This is a genomic window from Mycobacterium sp. IDUB_19 (genome assembly GCF_055419445.1).
In genome coordinates this window covers 1-12,592 of sequence record NZ_JBVAXR010000023.1, presented here as the reverse complement: position 1 = coordinate 12,592, position 12,592 = coordinate 1, and the positions used below count along the sequence as shown (strand labels likewise).

Annotated in this window: 12 protein-coding genes, 1 tRNA gene and 1 pseudogene; 2 read left to right on the top strand and 12 right to left on the bottom strand. The window is 63.8% G+C overall.

The annotated features are described in order from the left end of the window. Window positions 1-13: 13 nt before the first annotated feature. The 4 genes from ACZY0B_RS18040 to ACZY0B_RS18025 all read right to left on the bottom strand — a co-directional run bounded on the left by ACZY0B_RS18040 (window position 14) and on the right by ACZY0B_RS18025 (window position 3,369). On the bottom strand, window positions 14-1,525 hold the full coding sequence (locus ACZY0B_RS18040) for a flavin-containing monooxygenase (protein WP_463765558.1): 1,512 nt from the start codon (window positions 1,523-1,525) through the stop codon (window positions 14-16). 84 nt (window positions 1,526-1,609) lie between these two features. Then, window positions 1,610-2,224 carry an RES family NAD+ phosphorylase gene (locus ACZY0B_RS18035; RefSeq protein ID WP_463765557.1) on the bottom strand — a complete coding sequence of 205 codons (615 nt, stop codon included), beginning with the start codon at window positions 2,222-2,224 and terminating at the stop codon, window positions 1,610-1,612. Next, a complete protein-coding gene (locus ACZY0B_RS18030) occupies window positions 2,221-2,730 on the bottom strand; it encodes a hypothetical protein (protein ID WP_463765555.1) in 510 nt (169 codons plus the stop codon). Before ACZY0B_RS18030 ends, ACZY0B_RS18035 begins: the two co-directional genes overlap by 4 nt. Window positions 2,731-2,877: 147 nt before the next feature. After that, the gene (locus ACZY0B_RS18025) at window positions 2,878-3,369 is read right to left on the bottom strand and encodes a YajQ family cyclic di-GMP-binding protein (RefSeq protein ID WP_463765553.1); all 492 of its coding nucleotides are present in this window, start codon (window positions 3,367-3,369) and stop codon (window positions 2,878-2,880) included. A 69-nt stretch (window positions 3,370-3,438) separates the two neighbouring features. Between ACZY0B_RS18025 and ACZY0B_RS18020 the strand changes: the two genes are divergently transcribed. After that, a tRNA-Tyr gene (locus ACZY0B_RS18020) sits at window positions 3,439-3,524 on the top strand. 11 nt (window positions 3,525-3,535) lie between these two features. On the opposite strand, the gene ACZY0B_RS18015 is transcribed toward ACZY0B_RS18020, so the two are convergent. The 4 genes from ACZY0B_RS18015 to ACZY0B_RS18000 form a co-directional block, all read right to left on the bottom strand. Next, the gene (locus tag ACZY0B_RS18015) at window positions 3,536-4,540 is read right to left on the bottom strand and encodes a zinc-binding dehydrogenase (protein WP_463765552.1); all 1,005 of its coding nucleotides are present in this window, start codon (window positions 4,538-4,540) and stop codon (window positions 3,536-3,538) included. A gap of 65 nt (window positions 4,541-4,605) precedes the next feature. Beyond that, complete coding sequence (locus ACZY0B_RS18010) at window positions 4,606-5,550, bottom strand: aldo/keto reductase (RefSeq protein ID WP_463765550.1); 945 nt, start codon at window positions 5,548-5,550, stop codon at window positions 4,606-4,608. A 27-nt stretch (window positions 5,551-5,577) separates the two neighbouring features. Beyond that, a complete protein-coding gene (locus ACZY0B_RS18005; protein WP_463765548.1) occupies window positions 5,578-6,309 on the bottom strand; it encodes a cysteine hydrolase family protein in 732 nt (243 codons plus the stop codon). Window positions 6,310-6,403: 94 nt separating this feature from the next. Further along, window positions 6,404-6,997, bottom strand: a complete 594-nt coding sequence (locus tag ACZY0B_RS18000; protein ID WP_463765546.1) for a TetR/AcrR family transcriptional regulator — start codon at window positions 6,995-6,997, stop codon at window positions 6,404-6,406. Between the two features lie 639 nt (window positions 6,998-7,636). Between ACZY0B_RS18000 and ACZY0B_RS17995 the strand changes: the two genes are divergently transcribed. Beyond that, entirely contained in the window at window positions 7,637-8,506 is an 870-nt protein-coding gene (locus ACZY0B_RS17995) for an FkbM family methyltransferase (RefSeq protein ID WP_463765545.1), read from the top strand. Window positions 8,507-8,510: 4 nt separating this feature from the next. Here ACZY0B_RS17995 and ACZY0B_RS17990 read toward each other — a convergent pair whose 3' ends face one another. The 4 genes and pseudogenes from ACZY0B_RS17990 to ACZY0B_RS17975 form a co-directional block, all read right to left on the bottom strand. Further along, the gene (locus ACZY0B_RS17990) at window positions 8,511-8,825 is read right to left on the bottom strand and encodes a molybdopterin dinucleotide binding domain-containing protein (protein WP_463765635.1); all 315 of its coding nucleotides are present in this window, start codon (window positions 8,823-8,825) and stop codon (window positions 8,511-8,513) included. A gap of 310 nt (window positions 8,826-9,135) precedes the next feature. Beyond that, window positions 9,136-10,497 (bottom strand): annotated as a pseudogene (locus ACZY0B_RS17985) (molybdopterin-dependent oxidoreductase); the annotation flags it as partial. A gap of 74 nt (window positions 10,498-10,571) precedes the next feature. After that, window positions 10,572-11,885 carry a hypothetical protein gene (locus ACZY0B_RS17980; protein WP_463765543.1) on the bottom strand — a complete coding sequence of 438 codons (1,314 nt, stop codon included), beginning with the start codon at window positions 11,883-11,885 and terminating at the stop codon, window positions 10,572-10,574. A 113-nt stretch (window positions 11,886-11,998) separates the two neighbouring features. Continuing rightward, window positions 11,999-12,592, bottom strand: a 594-nt coding sequence (locus ACZY0B_RS17975) for a DUF1214 domain-containing protein (protein ID WP_463765541.1), incomplete at its 5' end; no start/stop codon positions are given.

Here is a 12,592-nt window from a genome sequence, read left to right as displayed (position 1 = left end):
GTGGGGGGTCAACTTAGCCTGCTACGGGTGCCCGGTCGGCGACGCGGCCGAATTCCATCGACTCCTCGATGCGGTCGAACCGGTAATCGAGGGCGTCGGCGAGGTAGTTCTGGCGCACATTCCACGGCCGCTTGGTGCCCGACTTGGGCAGCTGATGCGCCGACCGCTTCACATAGTTGGCCGCGATGTCCCAGGCCGGCTTCTCGGCCATCGGCTCGTTTCCAAGGTGTGGGTAGGCGTGGGTGTAGCCGTGAGAAGCCATGTGTGCCATCAGTTTTGCGGTGGCACGGGCCGTGATGTCGGCTCGCAGCGTCCAGGACGCGTTCGTGTAGCCGACGCACCAGAACAGGTTGGGGACGTCTTCGAGCATGTGTGCCTTGTAGACGAAACGCTCTCGGTGGTCGACCTTTTCGCCGTCGATGCTGATCGCGGCTCCGCCCAGCGCCTGCAGTTGCAGGCCGGTGGCGGTGACGATGATGTCGGCGTCGAGGTGCGTGCCGGATTTCAGCGCGATACCGGTGGCGTCGAAATGGTCGATCTGATCGGTGGCGACGTCGGCGCGGCCCTCGGCGATCGAGTTGTACAGGTCGGCGTCGGGGATCAGGCACATCCGCTGGTCCCACGGGTTGTATCGCGGCTTGAAGTGGACGTCGACCTCGTAGCCGTCGGGCAGACTTTCGATTGCCTTGCGCCGCAACAGCGACTTGACCAAGCCCGGCATCTTGCGCGAGATGAAGAAGAACACGGCCTCGGTGAAGGCGGTGTAGATCCGGATGGCTAGATGAGAAGCCTTGGGCGGCAACAGGAAACGAATGATATCGTCGAGCTTGCGGTACTTTGACGCCGAGATCAGATAGGTCGGCGAGCGCTGCAGCATGGTCACTTTCGCGGCCCGGTCCGACAGCGAGGGGAGCAGGGTGACCGCGGTAGCGCCGCTGCCGATCACCACGACCTTCTTGCCCGCGTAGTCCAGGTCTTCCGGCCACTGCTGGGGATGGACGACGGTGCCACCAAACCGCTCGATGCCGGGAAACTCCGGGGTGTAGCCCTCGTCGTAGTTGTAGTAGCCGGAGCCGAAGAACACGAACCGGCTGCGGTAAATCGTGGGCACGCCGGCTTGCTCGACGGTGATCGTCCAGGTGTCGGTCGACGAATCCCAATCGGCGGAACGGACATAGCTGTTGAACTTGATGTGCCGGTCGATGCCGTACTTGTGCGCGGTGGCCGCCAGGTACTCGCGGATGTGCACGCCGTCGGCGACGCCTTCCTTCCGGGTCCAGGGCTCGAAGGGAAACGACAGCGTGAAGATGCTGCTATCCGAGCGCACACCGGGATACCGGAACAGATCCCAGGTGCCGCCGATCTGCTCGCGGCGCTCCAGCACGGCGTAGGTCATGTGGGGATTGCGCTCGGCGATCCGGTAGGCCGCGCCGATGCCGGAGATCCCGGCACCGATGATGACGACGTCGTAGTAGCCGGCCGCGGCCGGCGCGCCACCGGTGGCTTTCTGGGGAGTCACGGTCATCGTGAACCTCGCTTGGGGTGTGGGACTCGTCACTACATTAGGCACCGACCGATTGGTGGGACGAGCAGGCCCGACACGTCCGTGTTACGACGGCTCCATCAGCACGTCGACGTGCCAGGGCGCGCACCGGTCGATCAGCCAGATTTGGTCGGCCGGGCTGGCGAAGATACGGGCGTGCGACGGGTCCTGGGTAAACGCTTGCGCGCACCTGTCGCCGAAGAAGACGTATGCCTTGGTGTCGTTGCATTGCCGGGACATCCACACCAACCCGTCAAACCCGGCGTCGTGGGCGACCTGGGCCCAGCGCACCGTGGTGGCGTAGCTGGATGCCGGGCTCGAGGTGAGTTCGCCGGCGGTGGCCTTCAGGCGACGCAGCGCGGTGCCGTGCAGAACGGCGACGCGGAGTTGCTGCTCGGCTCTCAGCCGGACCAGCACCTTGGTGGCGTACTGGTCGTAGGGGAGCAGGCCGCCCTCGGCCGGGATGTCGTGCAGCAGCGTCTCGGCGATAGCCGCGTCCTCGGTGTCCGCCGCGTACATGATCGGCACCACTGGCTTGCCGAAGAAGCCGAATCGGGTCCGCGCCCCGTAGCCGGGGTTGAAGTCGGTGGCGGTTCGGGTGGCCGATAGGACCCGGTAGAGCAGATGCCCCTCCGGCAGGGTGTCAATGGCCGCTTCGAAGGGATCAGGCGGTCGATTCACCACGACACGGCCAGGGCCTCCCCGGCGACCGCGACGACGCGGTCCGGATCAGTGATGAGGTGGTCGACGGGCCGGTCCCCGTCCAGGTAAGTGGTGGGTGAGCACAGCCACTGGACCAGACCCGCTTCCGACCAGCCGCTGTCGTCGGCAACCTGGAGCAAGCGGGCGATCACGACCAACGGCTTTCCGTCCGGGCCGAACTGGAAGCCGGGGTAGGAGAGGTAATTGCCCTGGCGGACCGCGACGAGCGTCTTGTTGCGGCGCGCGGTGGTGGCCAGGTTCCGCGGCGCGCTGGACCGCGACCCCATCCGCTTGCCCGCTTCGGTGCTGGTCAGCATCCCGAACTCGGCCTCGATGCGGGCGTAGAGGTTGAGCTCGGCCTGCACGGCCCGCGCGACGGCGGGCTCGGTATACGTCGTGACCGACGATAGGGCGACGCCCACGGCGTGGGCGCTCTCGCGCAGCCGCCGGTTCGCGGCGTCCAGCTCGGCGACCGTGGGTGTCATGGCCAGCTCCTGCGTTCGGTTCGTGCAGGCCAGTTTACTGCACGAGCCGCACGAAAGACCTCCCTGGGCGCGAGCGTAACGCCAGTGCGAAAAACCGAACCCAATTTCGCAGTGCCGTCACGCTCGGCGCGGGCCAAGACGACCGAGCTAGCGGTAGTTCACGAACTGCACTGCCACATCCAGGTCGGCGCTGCGCAGCAGCGATTGGACCGCCTGCAGATCGTCACGCTTCTTGCTGGAGACTCGTATTTCGTCGCCCTGGATCTGTGACTTGACGCCCTTGGGCCCCTCGTCGCGGATGAGCTTGGTGATCTTCTTGGCGTTCTCGCTGTCGATGCCTTGCTTGAGCGTCCCGGTGACCTTGAAGGTCTTGCCGGAGGCCTGCGGCTCGCCGGCGTCGAAGGCCTTCATCGAGATGTCACGGCGAATCAGCTTTTCCTTGAACACGTCGACGGCGGCCTTGAGGCGCTCCTCGGTCGACGAGATCAGCTCGACGCCCTCGTCGCCCTTCCAGGCGATCGTGGTGTCGGTGCCGCGGAAGTCGAAGCGGGTGGCCAGCTCCTTGGCGGCCTGGTTAAGCGCGTTGTCCACCTCTTGCCGATCGAACTTACTGACGATGTCGAACGATGAGTCCGCCATGCGATCGTCCTTCCTCGTTGCTGCTAGCCGTTTGTGAAATGTCTACCCGCTCGTTGTACCCTGCTAGGCGGCAGGTTGCCCGAGCGGCCAATGGGAGCGGACTGTAAATCCGTCGGCTTACGCCTACACTGGTTCGAATCCAGTACCTGCCACCACAGTTCATAAGTCAGGTGCCGTCGATTTCCGCGACGATCTTGCCGAGGACTTTTCGTTCGCCAAGTCGCGTGAGCGCTTCGGGGATGTCCTTGAACGAGACCGTCTCGCTTACCACGGGTCGGATGGCACCGGTGTCGACCAATTCCGAGAGGCTGCGCAGGATTCCTTCGAGATGCTCACGGCTGTAACCCGCCGCAAGCACACCAACCAACGTCGTGTTCGTCATGACCATCATTTGGACGTCGGGCGTTACCCAGGTACCACTGGCGAATCCGACGGCCAGATGCCGGCCATCGCGAGCCAGCGCGCCCATGGCGGCGGTGCCCTGCGCACCGCCGACCGGATCGAAGATCATGTCGACACCAACCCAGTCGGTTGCTTCTCGCAGTGCGTGCGCGAGTGGTGTTCCGTCAGCGGCGGTGTCGCCCTTGGCGATGACAACGTGGTCGGCGCCCAGTGACCGACAGAATTCGGCCCTTTGTTCGTCGCTGACGACGGCAAGCACCTCCGCGTACCGAGCCTTCCCGAGTTGGACTGCCGCGATTCCGCTGCCGCCCGCGGCTCCCAGCACCGCCAGGCGTTGTCCCGCTTTGAGTCCGCCGCGATCGACCAGACCGATCCACGCGGTCATGTTGGGGATCCAGAATCCGGCCGCGGCGGAGTCGTCCAGGCCGGGGGGAGCGGGGAAGACGCTGCCCGTGTGCGCGAGAGCTTCGGCGGCGAATGACCCGTTGCCGCTGACGAAGTCACTGACGCCCAGCACGCGGGTGCCGATCGCGATATCGACCCCCGGTCCGACCGCCGTGACGGTGCCGACCAACTCCTGCCCGGGCGTAAACGGCAGCGGGGGTGTGAGCGGATAGGTGCCTCGACACATCAGCACATCGGGTAATCCGAGTCCCGCCGCCGCGACCTCGATTCTCACTTGCTCCGCGCCCGGGTTCGGCAGCTCCCGGTCTAATTGGAGTAGAACATCGGCCGGCTCACCGATTCCGCGGACCTGCCAAGCCTTCACGATCCCACCTTAGCGGTGTACCCGACGGGTTGCCCCGGGGTTACCTCAAGACTGGCCCCTTCGTCTCACTTGTCCAAAGGCACTTCAGCGAATCCCGGAACTCCGGCGTCCGCAACGGAATTGAATCGAATGCGAGTGTTGAGCCGCTCGTTGATCTCGTCGATCGCACTCTGGGGCAGCGCGGTGACATCGAAGTTCTCGCGGATGCGTGACGGAGTGACGGATCCCGTCAGAACTGCGCTGCCGCGTTGAATTCCCCAGGCCAGCAACACTTGTGCGGGAGTCTTGCCGTAACGCGCAGCGATGTCGACGATCAGTGGGTCATCGAGCAGCCGCGGCTCCAGCGCATGCCCCAGTGAGGCGAAGGCCAGCAGCACGATGCCGTGGGTCTTGCACAACTCATGCAATTCCCACTGCGGGTGATAGGGGTGCGACTCGACTTCGACGACGGCCGGCTTGATTCGGGCGGCGTCGATGATCTTTCGGGTGCCTTCGACGTCGATGTCGGACAGCCCGATCGCTCGGGTGAGCCCATCGCCGACGAGGTCCTCCATTGCGCCCCAGGTCTCCTCCAGCGTGATCCCGTGGTCGTAGATGACGGCTCCGTGCGCGTCGCGGGGATCTTGGTCGTCGCCCGGCTGGAACGCGAACGGCGTGTGCACCAGATACAGATCGACGGCGTCGATCCCGAGTCTGTTCAAACTGGCCCGCAGCGCGGGCCGGACCCGCTCGGGTCGGTGGTTGTTGTTCCACAGCTTTGTGGTCACAAAAAGGTCTTCACGGCGGACCGTTCCCGCGGCGAACAACTCCCTGAGCGCCGCGCCGACCTCCGCTTCGTTGCGATACCGTTCGGCGGCGTCGAGATGGCGGAACCCTACCTCGACCGCGGCCTTGACGGCGTCGCGCGTCTTCCGGTTATCGGACAGCGACGTCCCAAACCCCAGCGCCGGAATCTGGCCACCGTTGTTCAATGCGAATTTGTGCTGATACAGCTTCTCAATGGCTTCCATGTTGTTCGGCCTCCTCGTTGATCATACTCAGCGCGAAAGGTTCTCGGCGACAATGGATTTCTTTAGCCAGTCGACGGCTTCGGCGGTAGTCCAGACCGCGCTGGCGAGGAACCGGAAGTTCACCAGCGCGGCCTGGTAACCGTCGCCTTCGGGCAGGCGCGGGCCCGCCGTGGCGTCCTTGACGACGGCGACCTCGAAGCCCTGCTCGATGAGTTCGCGCAGGTGGCCTTCGACGCACAGATTGGCGGCCATGCCCGCCAGGACGACCTGGCTGACGCCGCGCTTACGCAACTGCAGCACCAGGTCGTTGGACTCGGGGCCGACGATCTTGTGCGGAGAGGTGATCACGGTCTGCCCGTCGTGAATCTGGTGCTGGTAGGTAGGCAGGAAGTCGGCACCGGAGCCGGCGAAGCCGTCAGTCGTGTATGCGCCCCGGCGCTCGAACATGCTGACACTGGTCATGAACTGTTCGAGCGGATCACCGAACCGCCACTGGCTGTCCGTCGGATAGAAGTAGTGCGGCGAGACCGCGACGGTGATTCCCGCAAGCTTCGCAGCGTCGAACAGTTCACCGATGTGGGCGACGGTGTCGTTGTCGCGGATGCTCTCACCGAACACCGGCCACGAAACTCCTTCGGGGCTAAGGAAATCGACCTGCGGATCGGTAACGACGAGTGCGGCACGCTGATGGTCGAGCTTGAAGTTGGCGCTCGGCAGCGCGGGGTTCTGCGGCTCGGCGTACCCGGGCAGGTCTGTCATCGAGGTCATCCTTACGCTCGTGATTTCATCATAATAGATGACCAGTCGTCTATTAATCAAGAGGTATCGGACCCGTGTTTTGGTCGTAGCCGGATCAGCGCAGCAGCGCCGGCACGGTGACCGTTTCGAACCGTTCGTAGGGTGCGCGACTGCGGGTCACCTTCCCGCGCAGGGCCGCGCCCTCCCACGATTCGATCAGTAGCGAGGCGAGCTCGGCCGCATCGAGATCTGCGCGGATGTCGCCGGAGTCGCCGGCCTGGCCGGAACGCACACACGCCGTCAGGGCCGCGTCCCAGCGGTCGAGAATGCGAACGAGCTCGGCGCGAACCGGCTCGCTGGAACCGCCGAGCTCGAGCGACAGGTTGCCGACCAGGCAGCCGAGCAGGAATTCGCCCTTTTCATGTTCATCGGCGAGTGCATGGAAGAAGCGAGTGATGCGTTGCTGAGCCAATCCGTCCGCGTCAAGGATCGGCAGCAGCCGCATTTCGATGTCGGACCAGTAGCAGTCGAGGATCGCGGCCGCGAAAGCCTCTTTGCTCGGAAAGTAAGCGTAGAAGGAGCCTTTCGGCACACCGGCCGCATCGGTGATGTCTTTGACGCCACTGGCGGAGAAGCCACGCGCGTGTACGAGTTCGAGTCCCGCCGCAAGCAGGCGGCGGCGCACATCGGGGTTTGGCGGCCGGGGCATGCCGACAATGTTAGCCGACCGGTCGCCTATCTACATTTCTGCTGGTCTAACCGCGTGCGCCAGGTCCCTGTACGACCAGTCCCATGCAATTGCTGCGGCAGCGGATACGGTGGATGATCCGTCCGACCGTGTCTCCTCGCGAGGAGTACTGGTACCAGACGAGGGCATCGGCCAGCCCCTGGCACTTCCGGCATTGTTCGGTTTCACGTTTGTACATTGGATTCCTCCATCCTGGGGAGTCGGGGGAATCGTCCAACGTTGGGCGACTTAATCAAAATTACATGAGCATTTTTCATGCGGCGCTTTCCCACGCCAACAGTTATTCACTTTAAACACGGTGCGACATTGCCGCAGCCCAGTCGCAACATAATCGATACATAGCTTGCGAAAAGGTCGCGCGAATGGTGCGCGGTTAGCGTCGATGTCGTAACGCGTTCCTTCCCGTCCTGCTGACGGTTCGTCAAAAAGAGGTGACGTTGACGCTGTGGACGCCGCCGCCGAATGCCGGCGTCCACAGCGTCGGCGCCTCGAATCATCCTGCAGTCCAGAGAGATTGGCGCCGGATCGTGTCGCGTTGGGAAATCATCGAGCGATTCGCTTTTTCGAGGCAGCAAACGTCGGAGACCTATACTTGATTTCGTGGTGGCGGCGGACCTTCCAGATGGCGCCGGCAAAATCGCCGACTTCTGGAACCTTGTGTCCCCGCAGCGCCTCACCGAGATCGTTGACGTCGGTGCGAATCCGATCGATACCGAGCCGCCCTACACGTCCATGCTTGCCGTTGGACTATGTCATGTGACGGGGTTCGAGCCTCAGCACGAGGCGCTGCATAAGCTGCAGGAGAACGAAGGCCCACACGAGCGTTATCTGCCATATGTGGTGGGCGATGGCGACGCGCACACGCTCAACGTGTGTCGCGGATCCGGAATGACAAGCCTGTTCGAACTGGACCCGGCGGCGCTGGACGTGTTCGAGTACCTCAAGCTGCCGGGGCAGGTGGTCGAACGCGTACCCGTGCAAGCCCGCAGGCTCGATGACATTGCCGAGATTCACCACGTCGACTTCCTGAAGATCGACATTCAAGGGGGCGAACTCGCGGTATTTCGAGGCGGCACAGCCAAACTCGCCGAAGCGGTCGCGATCCAGACTGAGGTTTCCTTCGTGACGCTGTACAAGGATCAGCCAACGCTGGGCGACATCGACTCTGAGCTGCGCAGCCAGGGATTCCTTCCGCACTGTTTCCCCGAGATCAAGCTCTGGCCGATTTCGCCGTTCGTGGATCCGCGCCAGCCCACCAACCAGGTCCTGGAGGCCGACCTTGTCTACGTGCGTGACTTCACCCACCCGGACTCGATGAGCAATGAGCAACTTAAACACCTGGCCCTGATCGCGCACTACTGCTATCGATCATTCGACCTGGCATTGCGCTGCGCGCTGCTGCTGGAGTACCGGCTAGCGGTGGAGCCCGGGATCCAGCAACGCTATCTGGACATTTTGGCGGCCGGTTGATTTTTCAGGCCGGGTGCAGGCTGACGGCTATGCCGGAGTAGCGCACCATGCCGGTCACCACGTCGATGTCGTCCTTGTTGGTCAGTCTGTTGACGTTGGCCTCGTGGTGGCCGTGCGGAATAGACACCGCTCCGCGCCGCATCGCTTCGTCGACCTTCGCGATGCCGGTCAGTTCTCCGTTGGCGCTGCGTACGGTCACGCGCCGACCGCTGACGACGCCCGCGGCGGCGCCGTCCTCGGGGTTGATCAGGATCTCCGCGGCTTCGCCGAGAAAGTCGAGTTGCCCGTTCAGCTTTCGACGTTGCCGGCGCGGCACCATTACCAGGGGCGGGGGGCGGCTCGAGCGCGGCGAGTTGATCGACGAGCAGCGGTGGGGCCAGCCGCCAGCCGCCCATCCGCCCGATGTGGTCGTCGACCCACGCCGCCGGCAGCTCGCGGGGCACTTCTGCCCAACCCGTGGCGGCCACTTCGTCGTACTTGGTGCGGGCCCCGGCGAGCAGGACGGCGAGCACGTCGTCGTCGGTGCTGCTGTCCGGGTTTCCGAGGTTGCCAAGGTCGTAGCCGAGCCGCCGGCCGAGTTCGGCGAAGACCCACCACATCGATCGCCGCTCGCCAACCGGCTCGACGACCGCAGGACTGTATTGCACGGATACCTGCGAGCTCAGGATGTCGTGAATGGTGATGTCGGGGCGTTCCAGGGGATCCTTGGTCGGCAGCACGTGGGTCGCCAACTCGGTGGTCTCGTTGTTGATGATCTCGGTGGTCGCGAACACCTCGAGGTTCTGCAGCGCCGGGATCAACTTGCCCGTTTCGGGAAACGACGTGACCAGGCTGCCGCCGACGTTGATCAGGGCGCGGATGTTTCCGGCCGCGATCTCGTCGGGCAGTACCGCGCACGGCCATTCGTTGATGAATGCCTGGGCCTCGGGACGGCTGCGTGGCCCGGGGCCGAACGATCCCTCGATTGGTGTGATCGGCAGTAACTCGCCGAAAGTTTCTAGCTGGTAAGCGAATCCGGGATGGAACCAGGTGCCGCCGGGACGGTTCATCGCTCCGGTGAGGATCATCAGCACCCAGGCCAGCCACTGGGTGACATTGGCCCGTTCGGCCGTCATGGTGACGCCGGTGCCGGTCTCGACCGCGACGCAGTTGGCGGCGCGTACCGCCTCACCCAGCCGCGTCAGTTCCGCCGCCGGTACGTCGGCGAACGCCGCGGTGTGTTCGAGGGTGAACGGTTCGACCGCGGCGGTCAGTTCGTCGATACCTTGAACCGGCACATCCGTTTTCCTGCCGTCGCGCAGAATCTCGCGGACCAGAAAGGCCAGCACCGCGTGGTCGGTGCTGGGGCGCGGCGCCAGATGGCCCGAAGCGAGCCGCGCGGTCTCGGTGCGCCGCGGGTCGATCACCCAGACCTGCCCGCGCCTGGCGATCTCGCGCACGGTGCCGGTCGGGTTGGGCATCGAGATCGCGTGGCCATGCGAGACGACCGGGTTGACGCCGACGAGCATCAGAAAATCGCACTCGTCCAAATCGGTTCGGCCGGACAGGCCCATGAATCCGCCCACCAAATCGGAGACCAGCGGCTTGGCGGTGCCGTCAATGGTCAGCGGGCTGAACTTCGCCGGCGTGCCGATCGCGGCGTGTAAGGCTTCGGCCATCCGGAACCCGGCGCTCTCCATGGTGCTGAAGTAGAACCCGACCGACTGGGGCCCGTGGCGGTCGATGATGTGCTTCAGCCGGGTGCCCAGGTCGTCGAGGCAGGCGTCCCAGGTGGTGTCTTGCAGCCGGCCTTCCACCCGAATCCGCGGTCGTTCCAGCCGGTCCGGGTGGTGGTGCAGCTCCGGAAGCGCCCGGCCCTTTGGGCAGCAGTAACCGTGCGAAAACGGGTGGTCTTGGTCGCCGCGAACGCGGACCACCTGGTCCCCGTCGACGTCGACGAGAATGCCGCATACCGACGTGCAAATGCGGCAGAAGCTGCGCACCGTTTTCATACATCGGTAACGTACTCTCGCAATCGGAGAAGCACTATCACCTTTTTGGTAATGGCATTTCCCGGGCGCAGGCCCTAGAACCAGGGGCCGGGGTAGTGCCCGTCCTGGTCTTGCACCATCACGATTTCCTTGCAGTCGCCGCCGGCGGTGGTTTCGCCGCGGCAGACCAGCGTCCATCCCGATATCCGCTCGAAGGGCCGGATGGACCAGTTCGTCGCGACCGGATCGGGAGCGGGCAAGGCGAGCACCGAATAGGTTCCGCCGATGTTCGTGGTGTAGAGATGATCGCCGAAGAACGCCATTTTGGAGATCGGCAGCTTCTTGGCTTCCTCTCGATTCTTCAGCAAGTCCCAGTGCTGGGTGCGCAGGTTCCACACTCCGAATCCGAACTGCGAATCGGCCGAGTCGCGACCATCGATGAATAGCTTTCCGTCCGACAACGTTGTGGTCAGTCCACCGCCGGAGATCCGGTCGGAGTCACCCACCTTGATGATGGCCTTGGCGTTCAGGTCGAAAAACATCGTCGACACGACGGTGGGTGAGTCTCGATGGGTGATTTTTACCAATTTGTCTGGCCCGTCGGATAATTCGGCGTCCACCGTGACTACATCGTTGTCCTGGTAGATCGCTTCCCCCGACGGGCGGCGCAGCTCCGCTCCAGAGGACTTGCCTGGCTGTGTGTTTCGCTGAAATGACAGCACGTCCTGCCAGACGCGTGCGGGCGCAGGGTCGTTCCACGCCATGGCCAAATCACTACCGGAAAGAATAACCGTTCGTGGCGGTGAGGCAGTGGCATGTCCGTCGGTGAAAGCGTTGAGCCATGCCGCACCGGATGTCGTTGCGCCGAGCCGCCATTGCTTCGCCTCGTTCAGTCGCAACTCGGGAACCGGTGGCTGCAGTTCTTTCGTCGCCACCTGCTGTCCCGTCTTGAAGTCGAAGGCGTACGCGGTGGCCTTGGCGACTTCGGGCGCCGGTGCCTGCGCCGGTTTGACGGTCGTGACGACATAGACGACCTTCATGTCGTCCGCCGTGCCCGCCAGCGCGCAGATGGCGCCGGTGACGTTCTCGCCGACGGGAATCGTGGGTAGGGACGGAGCTACGTATTGTCCTGTTCTGGTATCGAATATTTTGGGGCGAATGTCCTCGAGCGCGGATTTACTGACCGAGAATTCCTCGGGACAACCGAAGTAGGCTGTTCCGCCGTAGCTTTTCCAATCCTTCTCCAAGGGACCGGTCACCGGCGGCGGTGGGGGAGCCGAACTGGTGGCGGTCGTCGAGGTAGACGTCGAGGTCGTCGTTGTGACCGCCGGGGGAGACGCCGTCTCCGAACAGGACGCGATGACCAGGCAGAGGGCCGGCCCGAGCAGGGCAAGCCGGTGTCCGGGCATACGTCGCCCCTGGACCGCACGCATCAGCAAACCCCCGTTAACTTCGTGTAACCAATGAGCGTAAGGCGGGTTCGGTGCGACCGCGACTCGTGCGGTCTTTCTCACAATACCGATCACGAAACCGGTTGGGCCTGAGGGAATATCCAATCGCCATTGAGAATCTGTTCGCGCGGTCGGTAAAGCCGGACCAAATAGTTCCATCCCGGAGTGATCGGCAGGCAGTTGGATGTGCCGGCATCGCAGCCGCCGAATTGAATGGTGATTGTGCCATCGGTGTCGCGGTGCGCGGTGATGTTGTTCAGCGAATAGGAGTTTTGTGGGTTCGGCGTGAAATAGCCGTCGTTGTTGTAGACGGTGACCGACCAGAACCCGTCGACCGGCACCTCGCCCACGGTCAGCCGATAGACCGTGCTGCCGTCGTTTCTGGGCGGGTGAGCGCCGAAATACATGGCGTCTCTTTCGGGATTGCCACCCCATCCCGACGCCGAGCCCGCCAGGTGGCGCACCGGGTCGGTGTCAGCGCGGGTGCCGAACATCCGGTGGGAGTCGGGCAACGTGGCCGACAGGTGCAATAGAGCATCCCGCACTGTCTTCTGGCTGACGGGATCCCACTGCGGAATCTCGAAAGTGCCGGCGTTGTCCTGACTCACCGCGACGGCGTCCTGTAGCTGATGAACAATCTTCACGTCGGCATCGTCGTTGGGATC

Coding starts and splice junctions, on each gene's coding strand:
- ACZY0B_RS18040 (WP_463765558.1), bottom strand. CDS start 1,525: ATGACCGTGACTCCCCAGAAAGCCACCGGTGGCGCGCCGGCCGCGGCC.
- ACZY0B_RS18030 (WP_463765555.1), bottom strand. CDS start 2,730: ATGACACCCACGGTCGCCGAGCTGGACGCCGCGAACCGGCGGCTGCGC.
- ACZY0B_RS18025 (WP_463765553.1), bottom strand. CDS start 3,369: ATGGCGGACTCATCGTTCGACATCGTCAGTAAGTTCGATCGGCAAGAG.
- ACZY0B_RS18010 (WP_463765550.1), bottom strand. CDS start 5,550: ATGGAAGCCATTGAGAAGCTGTATCAGCACAAATTCGCATTGAACAAC.
- ACZY0B_RS18005 (WP_463765548.1), bottom strand. CDS start 6,309: ATGACAGACCTGCCCGGGTACGCCGAGCCGCAGAACCCCGCGCTGCCG.
- ACZY0B_RS18000 (WP_463765546.1), bottom strand. CDS start 6,997: ATGCCCCGGCCGCCAAACCCCGATGTGCGCCGCCGCCTGCTTGCGGCG.
- ACZY0B_RS17990 (WP_463765635.1), bottom strand. CDS start 8,825: ATGGTGCCGCGCCGGCAACGTCGAAAGCTGAACGGGCAACTCGACTTT.
- ACZY0B_RS17980 (WP_463765543.1), bottom strand. CDS start 11,885: ATGCCCGGACACCGGCTTGCCCTGCTCGGGCCGGCCCTCTGCCTGGTC.